Below are 25,962 nucleotides of genomic sequence, written 5' to 3'. Positions count from 1 at the left end.
TGAAATATTTTTTGCCCCTACAGCCATGTCTCATTCCTCAGTTACTCCATCACAGAGGTGACGATATTTCTTTTTATTGAGATAGTCATTGCCCAAATTACAAGCTTTTGTTAAAAGTTTATCCAAGTCTAAATACAAGATACTTAAACCATTCCGATGTCCGATGGCGATCGTTTTTTCATCATCAGGGTTGAATTGGACACTATTCCATGAATATGGTGTTGAAAGGTCAATTTCTTCTTTGAACCATAAGCTATCGAGCATTAAGATCTTGTCTTCTGTTACTAAAAGCTTACTGTCTGGACTAAAGGTTACTGCCCTCACATTATTGAATTGTTCCCTCAATTCACCATCACTAACTCGCCAAAGTTTGACACTATTATCTTTAGCCATAGAGACAAGGTACTTACCATCGTCACTGAAGTAGAGATCGGTTACTATATCATCATGTATTAAGGGTTTAGGATACGGGTATTCTTGGAATAATTCTCCATTTTCCTTTGGGACTCTCTTTTTCTGCCATACTCTCACAAGTTTACCACTGGCAGAAGCTAGAAATCTACCTTTATCACTGAACTGAACGCTGTTTACTCTATCTTTATGTTCAAGTGTCTCAAGCCAGTTGCCTTCTCGATCCCACACTTGAACCGTGTTATCGTCACTACCAGAGACTAGAATTTGACTATCCGGACTAAAACTAACAGCATTGACTTTATCTTTATGGGGTAGTGTTTTAAAAAAGTTATCATTCAATTTACCATTCAGGAGCCATAGCTTTACTGTTTTATCATCACTTGCAGAAGCTAATATTTTTTCGTCTTGGCTAAAACTAACGCTGTTGATTTTGTCTGTGTGTCCAGAAAAATTCTGTAGTTTATTACCATCTAAATCCCATAAATTCAAATCATGAATTGGATGAATTATAGCCATTGTTCCACTTTCGGGGCTAAAGCTTGTTTTGTCAAAGTCCCAAGAGCTTCGTTCATCAACTGGGTCGATTTTCTTACCTTTATCATCCCACCACTGTATAGTAGAAGTAGATCGATCGCGCTCGATTATTTTACTAACTAAAGTAATTATCTTACCATCCTTACTAAATTGAATGCGATCGCGCCTGTAACTGTTTTCTTTATCCTCTATTTTACTGGGAGACTGAAGTGTTTTTCTAAAGCTACCATCTCGCCTCCACAAGTTAACCATGCCATCAATACTCACAGAAACGAAAGTTTGACTAGTAGGACTAAAAACAACCTGACGGACTGTCTCTGAATGTCCTCGTAAAACTTTAGGTTCTGTACCATCTTTATACCATAGACGTACAAAGTTATCGGCACTTGCAGAAGCTAATATTTCTCCATATGGACTAAAATCAATATCAGTTACTTCACCCTCATGATCTATTAGTTTAATTTCATCACCTTGCAGATTCCAAATTTGGATCGTGTTATCATAATTCCAAGTTGAAATTGTTTTATTATCTGGGCTAAATTCAATGTTTTTGGTGGCATAGCTTTTCCAAACTTTGATTGGATTTGATAGATTATTAACATTCCAAAGTTTAATTTCGCTACGTCCTGTTGAGTTGCGACTACTTGAGACTAGCATCGTACTGTCATAACTAAAGCTAACATCAGTAATTTGATTTTCGTGTTCTTTCAAAAGATTAATTTCTTCGCCATTCTTATCATATATATAAATAAAGTTATCATCACCAATGGTAGCAAACATTTGACTATCTGGACTAAATTTAATCTTAGTAACTTCATTGATATGGCTATCAATTTTCTTGAGACGTTGCCCATCTCTAGAAAAAAGATAAATAGTGTTTTTACGATCGTCTTCATGCTTGGTAATTAAGGTAATGCGTTGGCTGTCCGGACTAAATAAAACAGTATCTCTTGATTTATATGTATAAAATAACGCTTGTATCCCATATCTGGATCGAAGCCATGATAATCGAGTATCAAGTTCCGGATATTCTTTTGATTTGAGTACCTGACCATTGGTATCTAGAAACTTGACTACATTATCATAACCAATAGCAACAATTCTTTTGCCATCAGGACTTATAGCAATTTTGGCAAGACCATTTTCATTTTGTGCTATACTTTCCCCTTTATTTTTAGTTGGATGAATTTGGATTTCATCTCTAGATGTTTCCGTTAGTATTTTTTGCCCATCAAGAGTAAGTTCTATAAGGGAGTTATTGGCAGGTATAAATGGAATAAATGATTCATTTTCACCATACTTATCCATAAATCGAATTCTATTTTTAGAGTGAGTTGTAATAACTCGATCCCCTTTTTTATTAAACTTAACTTTATTGACTTCATTACTACCATTTCTACTTAATATGGCGAAGTGTTTTTTCATATCCCAAATTTTTATTGTTCGATCTTCGCTGGCTGAAGCTAATATTTTACGATTTGAATTAAAGCTGAGGTCGTTAATGCGATCTCGATGCCCCTCTAATTCAGTCGAATAGGGTAAATCATCTACATCTACTAACTTTAAATTTATAGTTTTAGAATTATGGCGATTGACAAATGCCAGTATTGGTGAATTCCAACTAGAAACTTTAATATTAGGATTCCTCCGGAGATCGGCTTCAATTGTTTTAAGTAATGTCACTGAGCTGAGTCTATTTTCTAGTAAATAGTGTTTAATACTACTGTCTTTACTGACTAAAGTAAGTTGGCTTCCATCTTCATTAAAATTAATGTGAATAGTTCCATAACTAGATAGAGTTGCCAGTTTTTCTCCACTATATAAATGCCAAATCTTTACCTCATCATTCAAATCGCTACTGGCGAGCATTGTACCATCTCGACTAAATGCAATGTTTGTAATTTCATTCTTATGGCCTTTAAGTTGCGGCAAAAATTTTCTAGTCAAGATATTAAGACGCTCAATTGTTTGACCTGATGCAAATGCAATAATATTTTTGTCCGGACTAAAACTAACACTTGTTACTGGTTTGGCGATCGGGGGTAGTTGAACTTCCTTCTCTTCTTTCTCTGCTTCTATATCCCAAACTTTTAGTATGTTATCTTCACTAACAGATGCAACAAATCGATTGTCATAATTAAAGCTAATTCCTGCTATTTTATCAGAATGTCCAACTAAATCAGCTATATGATGTCCAGTAATATCCCAGATTTTGATTTCATTCCTTTTGTCTGCTGATGCAATGAGTTGACCATCAGGACTAAATACGACTTTAGTCACTGCGGATCTGTGTCCTTCCAAGCGATTTATTTCATTCAAATTTAAAATCGCATGATTCAACTCAATTTTTGCTTTTAAGCGTAAACCTGGCATGACAAAAGGAACTTTTTTCAGTATCTTGCCAGTCTCAATTGCTGAAACTAATCGATCGAGTTCTTTGTTGTGTTTAGATGATGATTTAGAAATTAGACCAGAAATATATAAGTTAATTCCGGCAACAGTGGCAATACTGGCGATTCCAGTAATGGCGAATAATAAGCCTGCTAATGTGGCGGTGGCTCGGCGTGCGGTGCGTAGATTTTTCTGAAGGGCTTGATTGAGTTTGGCTTCGGTTAAGCGTCGCTGTTCGCGCTCTTTTTCGAGTTCGGCGATGAGTTGTTGGGATTGTTTTTGCCGGATGAAGGGAACGAGATAATCATGGACGAGTTGATAGCGCTCGTCGGGAAAACCGGGAACTTGAAAAGCTAAACCCGATCGCACCAAAATACTGAGGATGGAATCCATCCGTTCTTCTGTTAACTCTACCTCATTCTTCAGTTCCGCGCGAGTCTTCAACGGGCGAGTATTATTTTCATCCGTGAGCAGATAGAGGATAATCTTGACGAGGTTAGTATTATTAGGACCGCAGTCTTGGACAATTTCATCGAGAAAGCGCTCGACTAAAGCTTCTTTCGAGCCGTACTGGTTAAACTGGGCTAAGGTGGTGATATTATCCGTTTGTAGTTGCGCTCCCACAATTTGTAGCTCGATGGGACGCACTTCGCCTAAATCTCGCGCCAAGTCTGCGACTAAGGCATCCATTAGGTCTCCATCCAGATAAAATTGGGAATCAGTCGTTAACGTTTGAATGACCGATCGCGCATCATCGGGTGCTAAATTACCCAAATAATAGAGAATATTTTTGTCTAAAATATTGTTATTGATAATACCCAGATCGACCAGTCGGTTGCATTCGAGCAAATAATGCAGATAATCCTCGCGCAAGGAAAGAATGACTTTCACATAGGGAATATTCAGGCACTCCCCTAGAAACTGGAAAAAGGGCTTTCTATCCTGGGGATCTTTGTGAGCAAAAAAGAACTCCTCAAACTGATCGAAAATTAACACCGTCAGCCAATCGCGATCGCTCCCTTGGCGCAGTTGGTCTACAATGGCTTCAGCATCCTCTAAAATCGGTAAACTCGTTTTTGGTAAATGCTCGCAACCCCTCGGAAACGCTGCGCCAATTGTTTTCTCCCACTTACCATAAGATTGTACGAGAACCGGCAACACATCACGGGCTTCAATCACCTTCTCTCGTAACGCTGGCACTAATCCGGCTTGGACTAAGGAGCTTTTGCCTACCCCAGATTGTCCGTGAATAATCGTCAGTTTACAATCCGTGCGACCCATGCGACGAATCAAGCGCTGAATATCTTGCAGTCGTCCGGAAGCGGCAATTTCTGCGGTGACATTTAACTGTCCCTCTCGATGGGGAAGCGCCAAATGAGCTACCTGTCGTCTCACCTGCAACCGTCCCGCTCCCACAAATGCTCGCAACCCATACTGTTGCTCAATGGACTGCTTTTCCTGTTTAATTTCAAAAGCTTCTAGATACTCGCCAGCGTCGAATTTTAGCGATCGCAAACTCTCCAAAATGCGAATATACAATGGCGGGTCATGTTCTGGTAAACTCTCTCTACGAGCAAGTTCCAGATTCTCGACTGCCTCTGGAATCTGACGCAAGTCTTGCTGCGATCGGGCTAAAAGCAAGCGATAATAATTGCGATGATAGGCTTGATGCCAGCTCCAATCTAAACCGGAATCTGGCGCTGCTTCATTCAATTGCAACGCCTCTTGTGCATACTTTTGAGCTTCTTCTGGTTGCCCTTGAGCTAGAGCAACTTCAGCCAAAAAACCATAGCTGTGAGCTAGGCGTACAGAATCCCCATAGGTTTGATGTAAAGGAACCGCTTTCCGAGCAACAGCATTGAGTTCCTGCCACGCTCCTAGGCGCGTTAACACCTCTCCCATGGCATTAATAAACTTTTGCTCCAAATCCGGATGTTCTGCCTGTTGAAGAGCCTCCAAACAATGCTGGTAATGGTCTTTCGCCTGCCGACAAGCCTCCGCATACTCGTGGCGATGGAGCGTTGCATACTGCCGCCACCATAATCCCAAATAAAACAACAAACAGCCATAGTGCGTCCAATGGGTGGGTGAGGGATTATTGTCGATGACTTCTTGCCAACGCTGGCGACTGAGTTCATAACACTGCTTGGCGTTTTCCTTCTCGCCCGATGCATCCGCTTCTCGCCCCATCAAAAAATGTAAATTGGCATCTAGAGAAGCTTCCTGGGGCTGTGAGTGCTGCTGTAACTCCCGAAATGCCATTTCTAGCTCCGCGAGCCGCAAACAGCCCGCAGGAAGCGCAATCCGCTCGCGTTCAATAAATTTTCCCGCGCCTACTTCCAAAAGTGTCGGTAACACCACATCCACCGTTTGCTGTAGCGCCTCCAATAAACCCTCTGTCCCCAGTTCAAATTTAATCGGAATGGCTGCCCAACTCTTAAAATCAGGGGCAAACCGAGTCAATTTCTGCAAAATCAGATCGTTCACCCACAGCACCAGGGGAAAGGTGAAATTTTGACGAAACTCTTCCCGCACCTGATTGGTGGGATTGAGGATTTTTTCCACCGCATCGATGGACTCTAAGCCAAATACCAGTAAACCTTGGGGCTGCTCCTGCTGCAAACGATCCTGAATGGCGGTATATAGGGTTTTTACAGAGGGCGGCAATTGAAATTCCGGCAACGGTGCAGAGCCGGAGTCTTGCAGACGCTCGACAATTTCTGCGGTCAAAACCTGATAGTTACTGCGGACTAAAATGAGGGAAAAATGACCTTGAGAATGGGCGATCGCCCGTGATAGTGTTTTTAAGGCGCGATCGTTAACAGAATTGGACTCAGTGCTAGTGGTCGTCATACCCTCATCTTGGCTGGAATTTCTTGGATTCGGCGATCGCGGGATTAATCCCAAACCAACGCCCCTCTTGATCTCGATACTCTAATAAAAACAAACTTCGCAACAAGATTTCATATTCCTCTTTTCCCTGCACAATATCGTGATGTTGGATTACATGATGCAGCAGTTCCCATTCGTCATCTTTAATGGCTGCCACCATATCATCCCGATATTCCCGAATCACTCGCTCTAAATTGTCTCGTTGAATTGGGGGGTCATCTTCTTGCAAGCAGCTATACAACAATACTAATAAATTTCTCACATGACCGCCACTAATTTGACACAGTCGGTCTAAGGTTTCGGACGTATCAAAAAGTTCTAGCACCAGAGGTTCTCGCTCTTGCAGAGGGAGATGGGGAAACCCTCGTGCCAGAACCATTTGTCGTAGCAATTTCATCCCTTCTAGACGAGGGCTTCCATCTCGATATGTCGCGGCAACCATTGGTAATACCAGGGGTTTCACACCAAAGCGATTGGTGAGAGAACTGAATTCATTAGAAAAAAGTAGCACTAAAGGCATGGTATATACCATATGGCAATTTAACTGTTTCAACTGTTCTCCGCGATCAATAAACAGGTATTCCGGTTGAGAGCGTCCCGAACTTTTCGGAGAGATATCCACCCGGTCTAAATTATCAACAATGACCACCAATCCTTTTTTACCTTTCTTTTTCAATGCTTCCGTGGCTTGCCCCATAATTTCTTGATTAATGGCATCGAGAATACTTGCTGTTCGCGGTTCTAAATATTGTCGTAACTGACTCCGCAGTCGTGGACTTGCCTTAGTTTTTGCCGTGATTCTACCAATCCCTAACCGCAAAGAAATACCTGCTTCGGGTAAAAATTCAATCGGAGCCTTTAAAAAGTCTTCAATTTCATGAAATAATTTGATAAAATAATTGGGCTGAAGATAAATATTAGCGGTTTCTAAGCTACTGGTAATTTGTTGCGTAATCGCCAGTAAAATATCGCTAATGTCCACATCTGCCATATCCAGATCGGCGCTGGACTCAAAATAAACCACATGAAATCCATTCTCTTCTAATTGGGTTTTGAGCCGAAATAATTCTGTCGATTTTCCACAGCCAATATGTCCCGTAAACAATTGGCAGGTTGCCTGTTCTGCTTGGTGGGTAATAGTTCGTTGCAAACGACGAATCACATTGCCGCCGCGAACCGGTGAAAAATCAATATAATATCGACGGTCTTCCGGTTGACCGATTTTCAATGTCTTGCTAGGATTACATGCATTAAAGAATTGAATCAGATCTAAATTCATAGGAATTTATCGCAATTTGCTCTACAATTCGTTACGTCAATAGCGGTTTTTGAAGATAGCCAAAATAGCTCAAAGCTATTGTTAACTTTGCCATTCCTTCACTACATTATTCAATCCACAAAAACTGTACACCTAATTCAAATCCCACTAACACATCCTCTCCGGAAAGAATTTGGGGTTGATGGAGAATTTGCACCGGTTGATTAGGACGATAGATTCCCACTCGCTTGCCTTTGGGGTCTAATAACCAGCCTAAACGACAACCATTGGCTTGATATTCTTCCATTTTTCGCACTCCTGCTGTCCAAGAGTCGGAAGGGGACAGTAGCTCGATGACAAAATCGGGACATAGGGGCAAAAAGCCTTTGCGCTCTTGGGGAGTGAGAGCATTCCATTTTTCTAAGGGTATCCAGGAAACATCCGGAGAGCGATCGCCCCCTGATGGCAGTTCAAACCCAGTCGAGGAGTCACAAATCACACCAGCTTTTTGCTGACGGTTCCAAAGACCTATTTCTATAATTAGTTCAGAATTCCAAGAGCCAGTTTCTCCACCCGTTGGGGACATGATAATGAGTTCTCCTTGAGGACTTCGTTCTAATTTGCGATCGCGGTTAGCAGCGCAGAGCTTGCGGAACTCACTGCGGTTTAAAGTGGCGATCGGGCTGAGGTCGAGGGTTAGAGCAGCCATAGTTCACGAACCAGAGTAAAAAGTAGTACTGAGTTCAGGATAGCAGCGATCGCCGGAAAACGTTATAGTTAAATCAACTTCAGTAAGATAGCCCCTCACCCCTATGACGAACGTTCAAATTCCCTGGACATCAGCCGATTTAGAACTGTTGCCCGATAACAATAACCGGTATGAAATTATCAATGGAGAATTGTATATGACCCACGCCCCCCATTGGAAACATCAAAAGACCATTGGCAAAATTTGCACAGCCCTAGAAAACTGGTCAAGCGAAGCGGGATTGGGTGAAGTAATCTTCAATCCAGGGCTGATCTTTACTGACACCGATAATGTTATCCCCGATCTGGTTTGGATGACGAATGAGAGGTTAAACAACTGTGTGGATGAATCGGGTCATTTTATCGCGGCTCCAGAGTTAGTGGTTGAAGTGTTATCAGAAAGTAAAGCTGATGTTCGTCGGGATAAAGAAAGCAAGTTAAAATTATATTCTAATCAAGGTGTTCGGGAATATTGGATTGTAGACTGGCGATTAAAGACAGTAGAAGTTTATCAACGGGAACAAGCAAAGTTGGGATTAGTGATGACCTTATTAGAGGAAGATGAGATAACATCTCCTTTGCTTCCTGATTTTTCTTGCAAAGTCAATAACTTTTTTACATAAGCGATCGCACAAAACTCAGTCATAAATGTTCAACTAGAAGAATTGCACCAAAAAATTGGTAGTGCAATACAACAAATCCGAGAAGGTAAGGTCAGAGATGGCGAACTTGTGTTCGAGTAATTACAAGCGAGATTGCGAGATGAATATGGGTTAACGTAATGGGAAGTTATCAATTTTCAGAAGAAGCGATCGCCTGTAGGGGCGGGTTCGCCAACGATTTACAATACCAACCCATAACCTCTGTAAACCCGCCCTAACTCCACCCAACAGCCAGCAATCGGGCGGGTTTACAACATTGATTTTTAAGTGGCGTAAATAGGAACTAAAATATTGTATAGCATTTCTCAAATAAATGAGGTACAATAAAAAGTGTGCTTTCATTTACCAGTTTTTTACTCCTCTCTTCTATGGTTAGGGTAAAAACATCAGTTCGCTGCGGAGAATTTGTTCTGCTTCGGCGATCGTGCTAACTCCCCGTTCAGTTAATAATTTATTCAGCTCAGGATCGGTGCTAAAACGACTGCCTTGATTAAAGTAGACCGTAGTTACTGGAAAAGGCTCAGATCCCCTGGGTCCAGCACCAATGATATACTCAGCAACGACGATAATATCTGGTTCTGAACCATCAAAGTCAATTTCCTGGAAAGATACAGCTTCTAAACTCCACAAAATCCAAGATTCTGCATGGGAGTTTTGCGGTAAAGTGTGAATAACTTCACCATTAGGCTGCATAACATGAAATTCCAAGCTATTATTAAACTCCGTGGAGACAAAAGCAACATCGCCTAACCCTCGAAAACCGAGCCAAAAACTTTGGTCAATAATAATTTCGCGATCGGGTAATGAATCGTGCAATAACAAATTGCGCTCCACCCAACCCAGTTCCGCAGGATTAAGCAGTCTAGGTCGAGTAAGATTCTTGGAGATTTGGGCAATTTCTGGCAAGGGTTCTGTCCTGCTATCAGCGGCAAAGCCCACACCTACAAGCACCATAAATAAGATCAACTGAAACAGTTTTAATCGGTTCATTATTATCTCCCTTTCTACTCTTCTATTTTAGACTGATGCCAAAAATAGACTACATTGTTTACCAATATCCCCTGGCATGGTACGCAAATAAATGAGGGCCGTCTGCAAGTAATGAACAAGTGTTCTCCAATGAGAATCAAGTCAGGATTTGCCCTGATTGTCGATGATACTGGGCATCGTAAAAGCGGCCACTTTACCAGTGGAGTCGGACGGCAATATCTGGGAGAAATTGGAAAAACAGACAATCGAATAGTGGCTGTAACTACCCATTTGTACAATGGGCGAAAAAGCGCACCCTTAGATGTAGAATTATGTCAACATGGAAGTTGATTTTTGCGTCAATTATCTGTAGCAACCCTCTCAGGATATAAGGTGGGCAGGGCTAAAGTTGTCGAAAGTGACTCAATAGCTCATCCTCCTGTCCACCCTACGATGATTTCAATTCCTAATTTTCGACTCTAATCGATATTCATGTCCGGGGAACACTTCAATTTGGTCTTGCCCTGCATTAGTGGTTTCCACACAGACAAACCGAAGATAGCCATCATCGCTTAAATCGGCAAATTTAGCAGCTTTCTCAGACCAAGGATTCCAGACGACAGCGCTGCTACTCCCTTTAGAAAGGATCTGAATCTGGCGTTTCCAGGTGGAATCATCAATCGCTAACTTAGGCGGAACGTTCATGTAAATGCGATCGACTTCTGAGTCAATTTCTACCACTCCAGCTTGAGATTTTTGCGCTCCACCATCGACTTTATCAATATATTCTGTTCTATCTAAGCCCAAAATCCTGACTCCATCAATATTGCCGACCTGGAAATAGGTATGTAAGGCTTGGGTAATTGTAAAGGGTTCATTCCCTCGGTTGCGAGTAATTAAACCCACGGTTAAGGTATCACCGACGACAATATCAACGATCAATTCCCAAGCATGGGGCCAAAGTTTACGAGTTTCTGGGGTATCGGTTAATCCTAACTGGATTTGGGTTTCTCCTTCTGGAGTGGTTGCGGTGGACAAAACTGACCAAAACCGATTGCGTACAAACCCGTGACTGGGAAGTTTTGAATCTTCTGGATGGGGACCAAACCATGGCCAGCAAACGGGAATTCCACCGCGCAGTCCTTTTCCCGCTTGGATGCGTGCGGTTTCGCTCAGAAACAGGAGATCCTCCGCTTCAGTCATGGGTTGAAAGGAGAGGACATGACCTCCATAAAGGGCAATGGTAGCTTTGGCGAAGTTATTCTCAATTTGGATAATGGGAAAGCCTTCTACTTCTTCAGGAACCGATATAATGCGATCGGGTGGGAACTCGGTTGTGCCATCAATAAATTTGAGTTGGCCGTCAATTGCATAGCGATCGTTGAGTTGATTAATCATAAAATAAACCTGATAATTGAGTCTCAAATGTACCTAGCCGCTTGGCTTTTTATTCCCTCATTATCCATCAATCATGCTTCATGGTAAATGCTAATTCTATACCGACCGGATTAACGGACGATCGCGTGGAAAGTCTCTATCGGTCAGGCTTGCATAATAATGTTAGTTTACCCAATAGTCGCTCCTATCAAGATATTTTACGCGAAACCGTGTTTACCTTCATTAATGGGGTATTCTTTTCGATTTTTATGCTGCTAATTTCCCTGGGACGCTACAGCGATGGAGCGATTGTGATTGCGGTGTTGTTTAGTGCAGTGATGGTGAGTGTCTGTCAGGAAATTTGGGCGAAACGCAAGTTAGATCGGGTAGCGTTGTTAACTCGTCCGCGATCGCGGGTGATGCGCAATGGTGAAGAATGCACCCTCGATCCTCGTGAACTGGTTCAGGGAGATGTATTGCATCTGGTTCCTGGAGAGCAAATCATCCTTGATGGGGAGGTGTTGCAGGGACAAATTGAGGTGGATGAGTCTCTGTTAACGGGGGAAAGTGATGCCATTGTCAAAAAACCGGGCGATCGCCTGCTCTCTGGCACGTTTTGCATTAGCGGCAATGGGTATTATGAAGCACAACAGGTGGGGAAGGAAACCCTCGCTTATCGTCTGGCTTCGGGGGCTAGGGCGGTGCGACAGGTGTATACTCCTTTACAGGATCGGATTAATCTGGTGATTCGCATCTTTATCTTGGTGGCTGGATTTCTGTGGATTTTAGTGGCGATCGCCGTTCTCAGCCGTACCTTATCGGTGAGCGATGGGGTGCAAAAAGCGGCGGTAATCTCTAGTTTAGTGCCTGCGGGCCTCTATTTATCGATTACTTTAGCCTATGCTCTGGGAGCGGTGCGGATGCTAGATCGAGATATTCTGATTCAACAGGCGAATTCTGTGGAATCCCTGAGCCATGTGGAAATTCTCTGTTTGGATAAGACGGGAACGCTAACCGCGAATCAAATTGAAGTGCATCAGTTAGAGGCAATTGATGGCGAAACAGAGCGTCTAGAGCAGGTTTTAGGCGTTTATGCCGCGAGTTCGACGACTCAAAACGCTACGAGTGAGGCGATCGCTCATTATTCTCCCCATTCCCCACAACCCGTTAAGGAGGAAGTTCCCTTTACTTCTGCACGCAAGTGGAGCGGGTGTATTTTTGCTCCTGGGGCGGTACAAGGAACCTATGTGTTAGGCGCTCCGGATATCCTAGCGCGTTCGATTCCCCTTTCCGAGAATATCGGGGAAACGATTCACCAGTGGACGGAACAAGGCTATCGCGTCTTGCTGTTTGCAGGTTCTCCAGAGATTATCAACCTTTACGATACTCCTTTGGAGTCGCTTCGCGAACGCGACAATACGCCCACGATTCCCCCTAACCTCGCCCCTTTGGGATTGGTCATTTTAGGAGATAAATTGCGTCCGGGAGTGTTAGAAACGCTGCAAGGATTTCAACAAGCGGGAGTGCAACTAAAGATTATTTCGGGAGATTATCCGCAGACGGTACAGGCGATCGCCCGTCAGGTTGGATTAGAGGGCAACTTGGCAATGATTTCGGGAGCGGAGTTAGCCCAAATTGAGCCGCAAAAATGGCCGCAAGTCGTTCAAGACTATACCATTTTTGGGCGCATTACTCCCGATCAAAAAGCGCAATTGGTGAAAGAATTGCGGCAAAAAGGAATTTATGTAGCCATGATTGGGGATGGAGTGAATGATGTTTTATCCCTGAAACAAGCAAATTTGGGGATAGCCATGGAAAGTGGCAGTAAAGCAACCAAAGCAGTGGCGGATTTGGTATTATTAAAAGATTCGTTTGTTTCGCTCCCCTTTGCACTGTTAGAAGGGCAACGAATTCAAAACGGAATTCAGGATGTATTGAAGTTATTTATTATCCGTATTTTTTCCTTTACGTTACTCATTTTAGCCACAGGTCAAGTGATTGGCACATTTCCCTTATTGAATAAACATAGCGCTTTGGTGACTGCGCTTTCTGTCGGCTTTCCAACCATGAGTCTGCCCATTTATGCGAAACCAGGAGGGGAACAGGGTAGAAATCCGATCCGTTCTTTATTCCGGTTTATTTTACCCGCCACATTATCCGTAACCTTAGCCGGATTAATCGTGTATTTAGGCTATTTAGTCACCAGTGTTTGGCGAGCAGTCAGTCAGGGTGGAATGGTGATTGTGGATAATGAGTTATTAGCCATTCCTCGCAGTGCGTTAGTCACTCTCTTAGTCTTCTGCGGATTAACGTTAATGTTATTTCTCAAACCTCCAACGCGGTTCTGGGTAGCAGTGGAAACCCTGAGCGGAGATTGGCGATATACGAGGGTTGCGGTGAGTTTGTTGGGGTTATACGGGTTGATTTTGGCGATCGCCCCCGTGAGAAACTTCTTTGACTTGACGCTATTATCAGCATCAGATTACGCCTTTATTCTGGCGATCGTTTTGCTGTGGATCTATCTCCTGCGCCTCACCTGGCGACGGAAATGGTTAGAGCGTTTCTTGGGGAAATTTCATTAATCGAATGCTTTATATCAAAATGGTGCAGATAGGGACATAAGCGATAGAAGTACTTTAGTTCGCGGAATGTTGTAATATCTTAGCCCAAATAGCCTCATAATACTCATCAATAGGAATTTTTTTTATCTCCTGAACTTCTAGTCTAGAATCAGGAGCAATTATCCCCCTAATTGGAGAGGATGCTCTTCCGCCTACTCTTAAGTTAATTGAGGTAATGCTTTCAATAATTGTCTGCTTCTTAGGAATGGTATCTTGCTTAATCGTTTTATCATTTTCTAAGGTTTGACTACCCCTATCCACTTTTCCCAGATATATCCATCCTTCTACATTGGATTGTTCTTGCGTAAGTTGCTGCAATAGTTTTTTTTCAGGACTTGTTTCTATTTCCACTGGATCATAGGTTTCTATCTTCGGACTCTCTGGTGTCGGTACTATAATCAGATTTTCTACTGTCTGTATTCTAGCTAATTTAGAAAAAATTTCGTTTTCAAAATCAGCCGCGACTGAAGGATCATCAGCAATTAAGTCTGATATAGTGCTAGTCAATTCCTTATTCTGACTAGATACTGCAATCCTAAACAAGATGATTTTTTCTTTATTGCTTTCAGCTAAAGCATAAAGACTCATCAGAGCAATCTTTGCTTTTGTTTCTTCTCCAGCTAAATTGTTCAATTGTTGTTGAATTAGCTCTGCAAACTTTTGAGTCCTTTCAATTTCTTGCACCCGTTCTGCAAGTTTTTGTGAGTTTTGTGCAGCTATAGTTGATTGCCATGATGTGTATAAACCAAAAACTGCTACCATTATTCCTACTACAATCTGTGATTTTTCCAAAAATTTTTGATTTTTGTCAGATTGAGAAATTCGATTATTGGCTGTGTTTTCCTGTTGTTCACTCATAATGACACCTTATCCACGCAAACCTATTCTCTAATGCTTCCCAATTAGTCCGAGAGATATGGCTCAAGTCTTTTCCGCTCATACTGCATTCAAGTGTGGAGATCGCTAATTCACGTCATCTGTATTTTCCATTCTAGGCGATCGCCCCTATTCCCCTTCTGCGTCCTTTCTAAATCGCTCTAATAGCTCTTCGCGAGACAATTGTAGCAACAGAGGCGTAAACTCATCTGATGACAGGGTAGCAATTTCCTCCACAATAACGGCTAGTTCCTCATCCACTTCTCCAAAACGGACACGCAAAATATCCGCTATCAACCGAAGGGTTGCTCGTTGTTCTCCCTCTTCGCGCAGTTGGGCGATCGCCTCTTCATACAATTGAGTTAGAGTCACGATTAGCACCTCCTCATCTGGATCGGCTGCTGGGTTTTACCGTAGGGCTAAAACCGCTAAAAAATGGCACACTAATTTTATCACATTCGCTCGCCATCGATGGGTTGGCGGCAGGCTCTCCAATTCTTGAATGGCTTGTTGTTGAACTGTTCCTCTTCCCAGAAGTCTCAACCATAGAGTTTCTGGAGTTCTCGGCAATTGATGGATAACGATGATAGCACTTTTATACAGATCCCCTAAATAATAGATTCCTGGCGGGCTATTTTCTGCCTCCTTTGCACGAGCATTATCTAGCAAATTTTTGGATATGAACAGAATTATATTATACTCACTTACCGCCACGATCCTTGCTCGCACTCTAACAAGCGATTTAAGATCGCTAAATCCTCTTCGCGATCGCTCTGACGGACTTTATCTTCCATCCCCACATTCACCAACTCTAGCATTAATCGCACTGCCAAGGCTTCTTGTACTTCATCTTCTAGGGTTTCTGGATTAATATCTTCTAAGTTTTCCAGATAAGACTTGAGATGATTCCATTCAAATGTCTCCATCAGTTGATTAATCACATAAACTTGCTCAGGACGAGCGGTTTTCATCACCGTAGCGATCGGTTGCTTTAAGATTTCTTGAATTTCTGCTTCTGATGCCTTTTGCCGTAGCCAATTTTCCGAAGTCGATAGGGGTAAATCGATCGATTTATTATCTACTTTGGCGAAGGCATGGGCTTCTATATAGGAAATACGACCATCCTGGTTATAATCCGCAGAATTAGCTCTTTCTCCCGTGCGCTTCTGACCACTTAAACCGGCAAAAAAGCTAGAGCTATAGTCCACATAATCTGCTTCATTCACTTCCGGGGTGCAACCGACCGAAGGTAAAGTTTCTACGGTGGCAAAAAAACCGCATCGAGTCTGCGGGGCAACTGGATTCTCTGAATTTCCCCCTTCATAAATCATATTGGCAAAGGAGCCAGAATAGCATTGAGCCATCATCGTAACGACAGGCTTTTCGGCGGGCATGAGGTCTAATAATTGGGCAAACTCTTGCACGCTGACTTGTTGACGATCCCACAATAAAAGCGTATTATTCTCAGTATTTTCTTGATTTTGTAAGCCGTGGCCAGTAAAATAGAGAAACAAGCCTCGATCGAGAGATTGGGCGGGGGGCGCTTGAAACCAATTGGTCAAGTTTTTTAAAGTAGAAGATCCGTTTAAGAAGGGGATTTGAGGAACTTTGAATTTTTCTTCCTGATTCTCATCTAAATAACGTACAGTAAGCTGTCCATTATTTCCATTGGCAAAGAAAAAATCAGCATCCTGTTCTGGGTTGTAGCCCAAATATTTCAGCACTCGTTGAAAATAAAGGACGTTTTTTTCTAGGGCAATTTCGTTAGTGGCAGGATTTGCACCACCCGCAACCACCAGAAAATTGGGGGGCTGACTCAGAGATTGGCAAGTTGATGAAGTAGAAACAGGTGCAGAATAGGGGGGAAAAACGGCCAGTGCGGATAAACTGGTCAGGGTAGCAGACAATAGATGAGACCAAAACATAACCGGAAACTCTAAGCAAACGATGAATGATTTCCATTGTGCCCAAAATTTTCCGGACTAGGAAACCCGATCGCCGGAAGGAATGAGCCAAAGCCTGTAGGATAGTAAAGGACTTGCTGATGGAACTCGATAATGACCGATCGCCGATCGCCCGAAAATAAGGAAAATCCCTATTTCAAGCGCCTACAGCTCTATGTGTACCTCGCCCCCGTCGTCGGATTTGTCCCCGCTCTATGGACGCTCTACCAGAAAAAAGGCGATCGCCAAATCCAACTCACCTGCCGTTTAGCCGTTGTTCTTGCCCTCAGTTGGGCGATCGCCATTAGTCTACTCAACACCAGCGCCAACGCTTCCGAATCCCTGCATCTTCCCCTGCTAATCACCAGCAGTACCCTCACCTCCGGCTACTTTTTCCTTAATATTTGGTTAATGATTCGCCTATGGAGACACCAAAACATTTGCATTCCGGGCATTTCTGAACTCGGCGATCGCTTACCCTAACCGGAACAAAAACCTACTCCAACCTTCACCAGGTATCAACCCGTGGTGAGAAAGGCAATAATATGTAACAATTGCCGCTGAATCCCAAATCAGAAGAGTCCCAACCTCTTCTCATTATTTCTAATTAAAGTGTGAGGAAACCTGTGTCCATTCATCAAAGCTCCGATCGCAAGACCCCCTTCAAATCCTACCCCCAACCCGTCCCCAGACCCCTTGGGAGTGGTTTGCGATGGCTCTCCATTGGACTAGGACTAACGGGTATTGCCCTATTATCAGCCACGGCTGGGGCCCTGTTAGCCGTATCTTTAATTAGCACCCCCCTAATGCAAAGCAGACTCACTCCAGAAGAAGCTGCCGTTTTTGGTCAAGGGGAAAAAATCTCTTCCGGTAACAACCTCCAACTCCCCGAACTCACCCGCCCCGTCAACATTATGATTCTAGGGGTAAAAGTCCTCACCTCCGATGTAGACACCCCTCCCGAAGAAATCGCCGATTTAGGATACCACGCCCTCGTCAACTCCTTTGAAGGTCTCAGCGATACCATGCTCATGCTGCGGTTTGAGCCAACCACAAATAAAGTCACCCTCCTTTCCATTCCTCGTGACACCCGCACCTGGGTCGAAGGCCATGGTCTAGTCAAAATCAACGCAGCCAACTACCATGGTGGCCCAGCCCTAACCGCCAGTTCCATCAGCGAACTACTCGGAGGCGTAGGAATTGACCGCTATGTTCGCATCAACGTCCAAGGCATTGAAAAACTGATTGATGCTTTGGGTGGAGTCACGGTTCATGTGCCCAAGGACATGAAATACCAAGATGATAGCCAACATCTCTACATCAATCTCAAAGCTGGAACTCAACACCTAAACGGTGCTCAAGCTCTACAATTTTTGCGCTACCGCTACGATAATTTAGGCGATATTGGGCGCATTCAACGGCAACAGATGTTCTTACGAGCAATGACGGAACAAACCCTCAGTCCAGCCACCCTGAGCAGATTACCCAAAATTTTATCGGTTATTCGCTCCCATATTGACACCAACTTAAGCGTAGAAGAATTATTAGCCCTAGCCAACTTTGCTGGGCAAACCGATCGCTCTAAAATGCAGATGTTACTCTTACCCGGGCGATTTAGCGAACTAGAAGAATTTGATGCCAGTTATTGGGTTCCGAATTACGGTAGTATTGACTCGCTGATGGCCGAGCATTTTGATTTTGGCTATGAAGCCTATGACGACTATACCGATTATGAGATCGATCCGACCCAATTGGCGATCGCCATTCAAGACACCACCGGCCAACTCGAATCCGTCGATCAACTCTTCATTTGGTTAGAAGCCCAAGGCTACTATAACCTCTATTCTACTAATTCCTGGAGCGATCCCCTCACTACCACCCGCATTATTGCCCAAGACGGCAATATCGAAAGCGCCAGAGCCATTCGTAACGTCCTCGGGTTTGGAGAAGTCCGTGTTGAAAGCACCGGTAGTTTACAATCCGATGTCACCATTCAACTCGGCCAAGACTGGTTAACGCAAATGGCAACAGAATCAAGGATCGACTCTACCTCCTATTCTGAATGGCAATCCTATTAGAGGAGATAGAGGGACGCAGTGAAATTGAAAATTCTCTATTGCCTATTGCCTAGCTAATTACCCATTAACCATGACCCACTACTGCTGTATTGTAATAAAGAGGTGAAAAACGCCCACCCATCTGATCAAACTCCTACGGAACTCTCTATGGCTATTGGATATCTTGCCTTTGTTCTTCATGCCCACCTTCCCTTTGTCCGTCATCCAGAAAGTAACTATGTCTTAGAGGAAGAATGGCTCTACGAGGCAATTACAGAAACCTATATTCCCTTAATTCATATTTTTGAAGGACTCAAACGGGATGGGGTAGACTTCAAACTAACCATGAGCTTGACTCCTCCACTTGTCTCCATGCTCATGGACCCCCTCCTACAAAAACGCTATGACCACCATTTAGCCCAACTCCAAGAATTAATTGAAAAAGAAATCGATCGCTACAAATATCACGGTCACCTCAAATATTTAGCAGAATTTTATGCCCAAGAATTTGCCAATACTCGCGCCACTTGGGAGAGATATCAAGGCAACTTAATTACCGCCTTTAAGCAATTTCAGGATAGTAATAATCTCGACATTATCACCTGTGGTGCAACCCATGGTTACTTCCCCTTAATGAGAAGGCGGCCAGAAACCGTTTGGGCACAAATTAAAGTCGCTTGCGATCATTATCAAGATATCTTTGGTCAGCTTCCTAGGGGAATTTGGTTACCCGAATGTGCCTATTATGAAGGTGTAGAAGAACTGCTAGCCGATGCTGGACTGCGCTATTTTCTCATTGATGGTCATGGGATTATGTATGCTCGTCCCCGTCCTCGATTTGGAACCTATGCCCCCATTTTCACCGAGACTGGAGTAGCCGCTTTTGGCCGCGATCATGAATCCTCCCAACAAGTGTGGTCCTCTCAAGTGGGTTATCCAGGAGCGCCAGAATATCGAGAATTTTATAAAGACTTGGGATGGGAAGCAGAATATGAATATATTAAACCTTACATTTTACCCAATGGACAACGGAAAAATATTGGTATTAAATATCATAAAATTAGTGGTCGAGGCTTAGGATTATCAGAAAAAGAACTCTACGATCCCTATTGGGCAAAAGAAAAAACGGCTGAACATGCCGGAAATTTCATGTTTAATCGGGAATATCAAGTGCAACATCTGCACCGCATTATGCAACGTCCGCCAATTATTTTATCGCCCTACGACGCGGAATTATTTGGCCATTGGTGGTATGAAGGACCTTGGTTTTTAGATTATCTGTATCGCAAAACTTGGTTCGATCAAAGCACCTATGCGATGACCCATTTATCGGATTATTTAAATGACTATCCTACCCAACAAGTGTGCCGTCCTGCCCAGTCAAGTTGGGGTTATAAAGGATTTCATGAATATTGGTTGAATGAAACCAATAGTTGGATTTATCCCCACTTACATAAGGCAGCCGATCGCATGGTAGAGTTAAGCATACGTGAAGGAGGCGATCGCCTCGAAGAACGAGCCATTAACCAATGTGCCAGGGAACTCCTGTTAGCCCAATCTTCAGACTGGGCGTTCATTATGCGTAGCGGAACCATGGTTCCCTATGCCAACCGGCGCACCAAATCCCATTTGATGCGCTTTAATAAAATCTATGACGATGTGATAGCTGGAACGATTGATAGTGGTTGGCTAGAAAAGGTCGAGCATATGGATAATATCTTCCCCAACATTGACTATCGGGTATATCGTCCGCTCTAGGGTAACGCGTCAAAAAGTGCAATATAGGGCAAACTTAACCCTCTTCTGTTGATTAAAGAAGTTTTAGACGAAGGTTTAATTGAGGAAGTGTGAAACGCACCATTGGCAACCGATACAACGATCATGGCTATGACCTTAGTAGATTTCCTTCTTGAGGATGGACTTTATAATCGTTTAGGTATCGCTCCCGAACAACTGGCTGATTTTTGCCAGCGCTGGAGTATTGTGGAATTGGCTTTGTTTGGTTCAATTCTGCGAGAGGATTTTAACGAGGGGAGTGATATCGATTTTTTAGTGGTTTTTGACCATCGCCGCAGAGGGCAGATGAGTTTAATCGATTTGTTGACGATAGAATATGAGCTTGAAGATTGGCTGGGGCGTAAGGTGGATTTGATTGAGAAATGCTCGGTTATCGAGAGCCATAATTGGATTCGTCGCCAGAATATTTTAAGTACAGCACGGATTATCTATGAGTCGGGACGAATCCTATTTGCTTGATATCGCGAAATTCTGTCGGACTATTCTCCGATTAACTGAGAATATGACTCAAGCTGATTTTGAGGGTGACGAAAGAACTCAACTTGCAGTTTTGTATGAAATTACGATTATTGGTGAAGTAGTCAAACGTCTTTCTTCAGAGTTTCGCGATCGCCATTCGGCGGTAGAGTGGAGACAAATTGCTGGGATGCGCGATCGCCTAATTCACGACTATGATGAGGTGAAGCTTGATTTAGTGTGGCAAGTGGTTCAAACGAATATTCCTGAATTATTAGAGTACATTATTCCACTCTTACCAGAGCGATCGCCTGGAGGTTAATTTACCATGCAATCTGGCGATCGCTCCAGGGTGTTTTGCATAGGGTAACGTTATGATACAAGGAATACTCTAAATTGCGATCGCTACCATTCTTATGGCTGTTACTTTAAGTGCAGAACAAACCCAACTTTTAACGTCATTAGTGCAACAAGGTCGATATCCTTCATTGCAAGATGCTTTAGATACAGCCCTAATGCTTCTGGTTGATGAAACCGAACTCGAAGAACCAGAAGACAATCCACAATACTTACAATGGCTGGAGCAAACCCGACACAAAGTTGAGGAAGGGTTAGCGCAATTGGAACGGGGGGAAGTATTGGATGGAGAGACCGTTATTGCTCAACTGCGGCAAAAAGTGTTGTCAGCTAGAGAACAACAGCAATGAGTCGTCTCAGAATTGCGGCTAGGGCAAGTCGGGATTTAGAAGAAATTTCTAACTATTTTTTAGCCAAAAGTGTTGAGGCAGGAGACCGCTTCGTTGAGGGGTTTCATCGCAAATGTCAACAATTGGTGGATTTTCCTTATTCAGGACGTTCTTATGCTCGTATGAAATCTGGATTACGGGGGACTCCGTTGATGGGATATATCATCTTCTATCGAGTGATGGAGGATAGTATTGAAATCGTGCGGGTGATTAGTGGTTATCGTAACCTGTCGGATAGTTTGGAGGAGTAAAAATCGTGCTGCCAGAAGAGGAGTCTAAGCCGGAAGTAGAGGAACCTGAGTTCGGGATAAGGGGAGATGTCTAATGATGATTGGTTGGGCTTGAGTGCGAGATCTCTTTGAGGGACTAGTCCCCCAAACCCCTCCCCATTGTTCATTGTTTTACCATGCAATCTGGCGATCGCTCCACAACTGGAATGGAGGTCTGGCAAGTGTTGTTTCGTCCATTTAATTTCGGTTAAACTTTAGACTAACAATCTAGCAATATAGAGAATGACTTGTATGAGCAATGAAGCCTCTCAAAATGCCCCAACTAATATCGAAGTGCAGATGAACTTTAGCAGTTCTGTGAATAGCGCAGTAGGGAAAGCGGAGACGGTGAATGTTAATCCGAAGCAGAGTCTGGCGGATTCGGCGGCTGAAATTCAGCAGTTACTGCAATTGCTCAATCGCTCCTACCCGGAGAACTTGCCTGCGGATACTCAGGCAGAGATTGAGGTTGCGGTGAACGGGATAGAGAAAAATCCGGCGCTCAAGGAACGAGTAATGGCAGCGTTGAAGGCTGGAGGAGTCGAGGCGCTGAAGGAACTGACGGATAATGCTTATGTGAATATTTTGGTGGCAGCTTATGAAGGGTTCCAGAATCCGTAATGCCCTTTTTAGAAAAGCATGAGGTTAGACCGATGACAGTTGAATCATTTCGCTACGGTAAGGAAGAATTTGCGCGACGGGGGAATGAGATTTATCAATCTCAGGTGCGTCCTGAAGTTGAGGAAGGGAATTATGGCAAGATTGTGGCGATCGATCTGGAGACTGGAGCGTTTGAACTAGCAGATGATACGATGACGGCTTCGGATCGATTAATGGAACGATACCCGGATGCACAGATCTGGTGCGTTCGCATTGGATACAGGGGCGTTCACCACTTTGGAGTCACTCACCTACTTTAAGAGATTGCTGAGGACTGGAGGTCAACGGGTTATGCCGGAAGAGGAGTCTAAGCCAGAAATACAGATGAATTTCGAGGGGCCAGTGGGGACGGCCATTGGTAAGATTGTCCATCAACCCCCAAAACCCCTACCGGTAGGCATCCCCCAGAATCTGCCACGGACAGATGCTAAGGAGTTTGTGGGACGGGATGAAGTGATGGAGCGGTTACACGAGCAGCTCCAGAGAACGGAGCGGGTGGCGATTACTTCGGTGACGGGAATGGGGGGAATTGGCAAGACGGAGTTGGCATTACAGTATGCTCGTCGGTTTCTGGAAAAGGCTTATCCGGGGGGAGCGTGCTGGTTGGAGGGGCGCGGTGTGGATGTGGCGGTGCAGTTTTTGAGTTTTGCCAAGTCGCGGCTGGATTTGAATCCTTCGGAAGAGTGGAATTTGAAAGAGCGGGTAGATTACTGTTGGCAGCACTGGAAACCGGAGGGTAAGGTGCTGGTGGTGTTTGATGATGTGCAGGAGTACGAGACGATTGAGGGAGTGCTGCCGTCGGATGGACGGTTTAAGGTGTTGGTGACCACGCGCAAGCAAAAGTGGAAATCCTTTCAACGCCTAGAATTGCCGGTGTTGGCGGAAGAGGCGGCATTGCAGTTGTTGGTGTCATTTGTGGGGGAGGAGCGGATAGAGCGGGAGTGGGAGACAGCGAAAGCCCTGTGTGCGGATGTGGGTTATTTACCGTTGGCGTTGGAGTTGGTGGGGCGGTATTTGGCCAAGAAACGGGATTTATCGTTGCTGAAGATGCGGGAGCGGTTGGGATTAGAGCATCGCTCTTTGCAGGATAGGTCGGCGGAGATGACGGCCGAGCGAGGGGTAGCTGCGGCGTTTGAGTTGAGTTGGCAGGAGTTGGTAGAAGAAGAGAAGGAGTTGGGACGGTTGCTGAGTTTGTTTGCTCCAGCACCGATAACTTGGTCATGGGTGGAAACGATTCATTCGGAGGTAGATGAGGAAGATTTAGAGGACTGGCAAGAAGGCTTGGTAGGATTAAGTTTATTGCAACGGGTGGAGGAAGGACGCTATCAACTACATCCACTAATTCGACAATTCTTTCAATTGAATTTTTTAGAATTAGATAAAACTAAATTGTTAGAGAATGTGGCATATGAATTTGCAAAAATTGTTAAAACAAATCCATTTTATGCATTTAATGTACTAAATAATTCTATGTCATATTGGAGTTTTGAAATATATAATTTTGAACCAGATGCAATGAGAATAGAAAACTTATTCCGAGTAGCGATGGAGAGTTGTTCTGTAGGAATAGGCTGTCTTAGCAAATTAGTGATGCGATTGAATGAAGATGGTAATTTACCTGGAATAGATGTTGAATTTTTTGATACAAAAATTGATGAAACCAACCTGAGAAAGTGTCTCATTACCTTCAATTTTGACAATCCAGATATTGTTGACCGTCTCGGTCTCTATTATCAACCACAAGTATCTTGGGTTTGGCAGAAAAATTTTCAAATCATTACTAAGAAACTCTCTACACTCGTAATTGAGAGACGTATCCCTGTTTCCGAAAGTTATCTTTCTTTCGAGGCAGCTTGGCATGGAGCCTTATATGTAACAGGAATACGTTCCCCCAATTTTCAACCGATTCGGATAGATGAGATTGAATCTAGGTTAGATAAACTAGAAATTTCTAAAGCTTCAAAAATGATTCAATTTTGCATTAGTCAATTAGAAGATCAATTAAACAAAAGTCGTTCACAAGATGAAACTTATTTAACTCTTCCATCCACATTCAGATCTTTCTGTGAAACTGATATAGTCTCTCCTGAGATTGTGCTTGAATATGTGGAAGATGTTTATCAAAAAGCAATTGATAGCTATCAACAGTTGCTTGATACTTGGTTCAGTTATCTTGTAGCAGAGTTACAACTTGCATCAATCCTACCTGCTAAAATCGTAGGTGTGGTTACACCCCCTAAACATAAGCGAGGCTCAGTTAGTATTAGTTGGTGTTGGGTTTCCTTGCCTAAAGGTTCTAAAAATAGTGTAGATTTTGAATTGGGCGACCAAAGGTTATTAAGGGAAGATTACCGCTTGCCTCATTTGTCTAAGAAGATAGTGCAAGATCGCTTACATTTACGAGATTGCAGTGAGCCAATTCATCCTTATATTCATATGAGAGAAGATTCTTTAGGATGGTATCCAGTAACTAAGATGGTTTATCGGTGGTTGTGGCACGATTTAGAAAGAATTGGCTGAGTTACAGGTGACTTCAAAGATTATTTCTCTTGGAAATCAAGAGTGATGTAATATGAGTTTTGGATAAGCTGAAACCCTTATGCTATCCTTGGCTGTAATTTGCCACTTCTGCTAACGCTTCGTCGGGCAAAACATAGGAAGTGGCCAATAATTCCTCATTAAAATCGATAATTTCCGGAAAACGGATTCCTGGAAGCACCCGAACGGCAAAAATTTCCTGTACGGCATCCTCGAACCTTAAAAAAGCAAGGGTTTCTCCTGTTTGAATATTGACCACCCAAACGCCACAAATGCGATCGCCTTTTGCCTCAGTAATGGGAATGCCACTAAAAACACCCGTTTCCCGTACTTGGGAAAGACCGATCAACGCCAAAGAACCGTAGAAATCCAACCCCCGCGTGAAACCGGGAAGTTGGGCGACGGTTTGCCTTTGACCGGACAAAGGCTCAATTGTTACCAAGCTGCTCTGACCCGACTCTAGCAACCACAGGCGATTCCCATACCAGCGCGGTGAATGGGGCATCGATAAACCCTGCTGCACAATTTCATCGCTTGCCACATCGATTAAAATACCGCCCTTGGCCTTATTTTCCCGCCAGCCTTCACGGCGATCGCTTAACCAAAACTGGCATTTACCCCTCTTCTGTCACTCTCCGAAAAGCTTTAGCTTTTCGGAATCGTAGAGTGTAGACAAGGCAGGCGATCGCGCCATTTTTTCTGCATATCAATTCCCAAGAGTATGCATATGGGCAAAAATGAGATCGCCACACCCT

21 protein-coding genes and 2 pseudogenes are annotated in these 25,962 nt (G+C 43.6%); 13 read left to right on the top strand and 10 right to left on the bottom strand.

All coding sequences use genetic code 11. From position 1 onward, the window contains the following. Positions 1-30 precede the first annotated feature (30 nt). From J7545_RS22045 to J7545_RS22035, 3 genes are all read right to left on the bottom strand, one after another. On the bottom strand, positions 31-6,192 hold the full coding sequence (locus tag J7545_RS22045) for an eIF2A-related protein (RefSeq protein ID WP_318699963.1): 6,162 nt from the start codon (positions 6,190-6,192) through the stop codon (positions 31-33). Between the two features lie 4 nt (positions 6,193-6,196). Beyond that, positions 6,197-7,510: a P-loop NTPase fold protein gene (locus J7545_RS22040; RefSeq protein ID WP_318699964.1), complete on the bottom strand. Its 1,314-nt coding sequence runs from the start codon at positions 7,508-7,510 to the stop codon at positions 6,197-6,199. A gap of 106 nt (positions 7,511-7,616) precedes the next feature. Continuing rightward, complete coding sequence (locus tag J7545_RS22035) at positions 7,617-8,198, bottom strand: Uma2 family endonuclease (protein ID WP_318699965.1); 582 nt, start codon at positions 8,196-8,198, stop codon at positions 7,617-7,619. A 103-nt stretch (positions 8,199-8,301) separates the two neighbouring features. Between J7545_RS22035 and J7545_RS22030 the strand changes: the two genes are divergently transcribed. Further along, complete coding sequence (locus J7545_RS22030) at positions 8,302-8,859, top strand: Uma2 family endonuclease (RefSeq protein WP_318699966.1); 558 nt, start codon at positions 8,302-8,304, stop codon at positions 8,857-8,859. A 411-nt stretch (positions 8,860-9,270) separates the two neighbouring features. Here J7545_RS22030 and J7545_RS22025 read toward each other — a convergent pair whose 3' ends face one another. Continuing rightward, positions 9,271-9,888, bottom strand: a complete 618-nt coding sequence (locus tag J7545_RS22025; RefSeq protein ID WP_318699967.1) for a hypothetical protein — start codon at positions 9,886-9,888, stop codon at positions 9,271-9,273. Between the two features lie 78 nt (positions 9,889-9,966). Here J7545_RS22025 and J7545_RS22020 point away from each other — a divergent pair. Next, positions 9,967-10,215, top strand: a pseudogene (locus J7545_RS22020) (transposase); the annotation flags it as partial. Between the two features lie 111 nt (positions 10,216-10,326). Here the strand turns inward: J7545_RS22020 and J7545_RS22015 are convergent. After that, positions 10,327-11,265: a D-hexose-6-phosphate mutarotase gene (locus tag J7545_RS22015; protein WP_318699968.1), complete on the bottom strand. Its 939-nt coding sequence runs from the start codon at positions 11,263-11,265 to the stop codon at positions 10,327-10,329. Between the two features lie 80 nt (positions 11,266-11,345). On the opposite strand from J7545_RS22015, the gene J7545_RS22010 reads away from it, so the two are divergent. Further along, entirely contained in the window at positions 11,346-13,826 is a 2,481-nt protein-coding gene (locus J7545_RS22010; protein WP_318720126.1) for an HAD-IC family P-type ATPase, read from the top strand. 54 nt (positions 13,827-13,880) lie between these two features. Here the strand turns inward: J7545_RS22010 and J7545_RS22005 are convergent, their stop codons facing one another. The 4 genes from J7545_RS22005 to J7545_RS21990 form a co-directional block, all read right to left on the bottom strand. Continuing rightward, a complete protein-coding gene (locus J7545_RS22005; protein ID WP_318699970.1) occupies positions 13,881-14,723 on the bottom strand; it encodes a hypothetical protein in 843 nt (280 codons plus the stop codon). A gap of 147 nt (positions 14,724-14,870) precedes the next feature. Beyond that, the gene (locus J7545_RS22000; protein ID WP_318699971.1) at positions 14,871-15,113 is read right to left on the bottom strand and encodes a hypothetical protein; all 243 of its coding nucleotides are present in this window, start codon (positions 15,111-15,113) and stop codon (positions 14,871-14,873) included. Between the two features lie 36 nt (positions 15,114-15,149). Then, the gene (locus J7545_RS21995) at positions 15,150-15,410 is read right to left on the bottom strand and encodes a hypothetical protein (protein ID WP_318699973.1); all 261 of its coding nucleotides are present in this window, start codon (positions 15,408-15,410) and stop codon (positions 15,150-15,152) included. Between the two features lie 35 nt (positions 15,411-15,445). Then, positions 15,446-16,666, bottom strand: coding sequence for a caspase family protein (locus tag J7545_RS21990; RefSeq protein ID WP_318699974.1), 1,221 nt, complete (start codon positions 16,664-16,666; stop codon positions 15,446-15,448). Between the two features lie 132 nt (positions 16,667-16,798). On the opposite strand from J7545_RS21990, the gene J7545_RS21985 reads away from it, so the two are divergent. The 10 genes from J7545_RS21985 (at position 16,799) to J7545_RS21940 (ending at position 25,189) form a co-directional block, all read left to right on the top strand. After that, entirely contained in the window at positions 16,799-17,167 is a 369-nt protein-coding gene (locus tag J7545_RS21985) for a hypothetical protein (RefSeq protein ID WP_318699975.1), read from the top strand. 143 nt (positions 17,168-17,310) lie between these two features. Continuing rightward, entirely contained in the window at positions 17,311-18,762 is a 1,452-nt protein-coding gene (locus J7545_RS21980) for an LCP family protein (RefSeq protein WP_271937751.1), read from the top strand. A 147-nt stretch (positions 18,763-18,909) separates the two neighbouring features. Beyond that, positions 18,910-20,499, top strand: a complete 1,590-nt coding sequence (locus tag J7545_RS21975) for a glycoside hydrolase family 57 protein (RefSeq protein ID WP_318699976.1) — start codon at positions 18,910-18,912, stop codon at positions 20,497-20,499. A gap of 129 nt (positions 20,500-20,628) precedes the next feature. Next, positions 20,629-20,997, top strand: coding sequence for a nucleotidyltransferase family protein (locus J7545_RS21970; protein ID WP_413038732.1), 369 nt, complete (start codon positions 20,629-20,631; stop codon positions 20,995-20,997). After that, on the top strand, positions 20,969-21,316 hold the full coding sequence (locus J7545_RS21965; RefSeq protein WP_318699978.1) for a DUF86 domain-containing protein: 348 nt from the start codon (positions 20,969-20,971) through the stop codon (positions 21,314-21,316). The genes J7545_RS21970 and J7545_RS21965 overlap by 29 nt, the downstream gene beginning before the upstream one ends. 94 nt (positions 21,317-21,410) lie before the next feature. Continuing rightward, entirely contained in the window at positions 21,411-21,701 is a 291-nt protein-coding gene (locus J7545_RS21960) for a hypothetical protein (protein ID WP_318699979.1), read from the top strand. Next, on the top strand, positions 21,698-21,991 hold the full coding sequence (locus J7545_RS21955) for a type II toxin-antitoxin system RelE/ParE family toxin (protein WP_318699980.1): 294 nt from the start codon (positions 21,698-21,700) through the stop codon (positions 21,989-21,991). Before J7545_RS21960 ends, J7545_RS21955 begins: the two co-directional genes overlap by 4 nt. 261 nt (positions 21,992-22,252) lie before the next feature. Next, the gene (locus J7545_RS21950) at positions 22,253-22,630 is read left to right on the top strand and encodes a hypothetical protein (protein WP_318720125.1); all 378 of its coding nucleotides are present in this window, start codon (positions 22,253-22,255) and stop codon (positions 22,628-22,630) included. Between the two features lie 32 nt (positions 22,631-22,662). Next, on the top strand, positions 22,663-22,929 hold the full coding sequence (locus J7545_RS21945; RefSeq protein WP_318699982.1) for a hypothetical protein: 267 nt from the start codon (positions 22,663-22,665) through the stop codon (positions 22,927-22,929). Between the two features lie 31 nt (positions 22,930-22,960). Beyond that, positions 22,961-25,189: an NB-ARC domain-containing protein gene (locus J7545_RS21940; protein WP_318720124.1), complete on the top strand. Its 2,229-nt coding sequence runs from the start codon at positions 22,961-22,963 to the stop codon at positions 25,187-25,189. 82 nt (positions 25,190-25,271) lie between these two features. On the opposite strand, the pseudogene J7545_RS21935 reads toward J7545_RS21940, so the two are convergent. Then, positions 25,272-25,793 (bottom strand): annotated as a pseudogene (locus J7545_RS21935) (DUF4915 domain-containing protein); the annotation flags it as partial. Positions 25,794-25,962: the final 169 nt, after the last annotated feature.

It is taken from the genome of Roseofilum sp. SBFL, assembly GCF_017746885.1.
GTDB lineage: Bacteria > Cyanobacteriota > Cyanobacteriia > Cyanobacteriales > Desertifilaceae > Roseofilum.
This window is presented reverse-complemented; position numbering and strand designations above follow the sequence as displayed.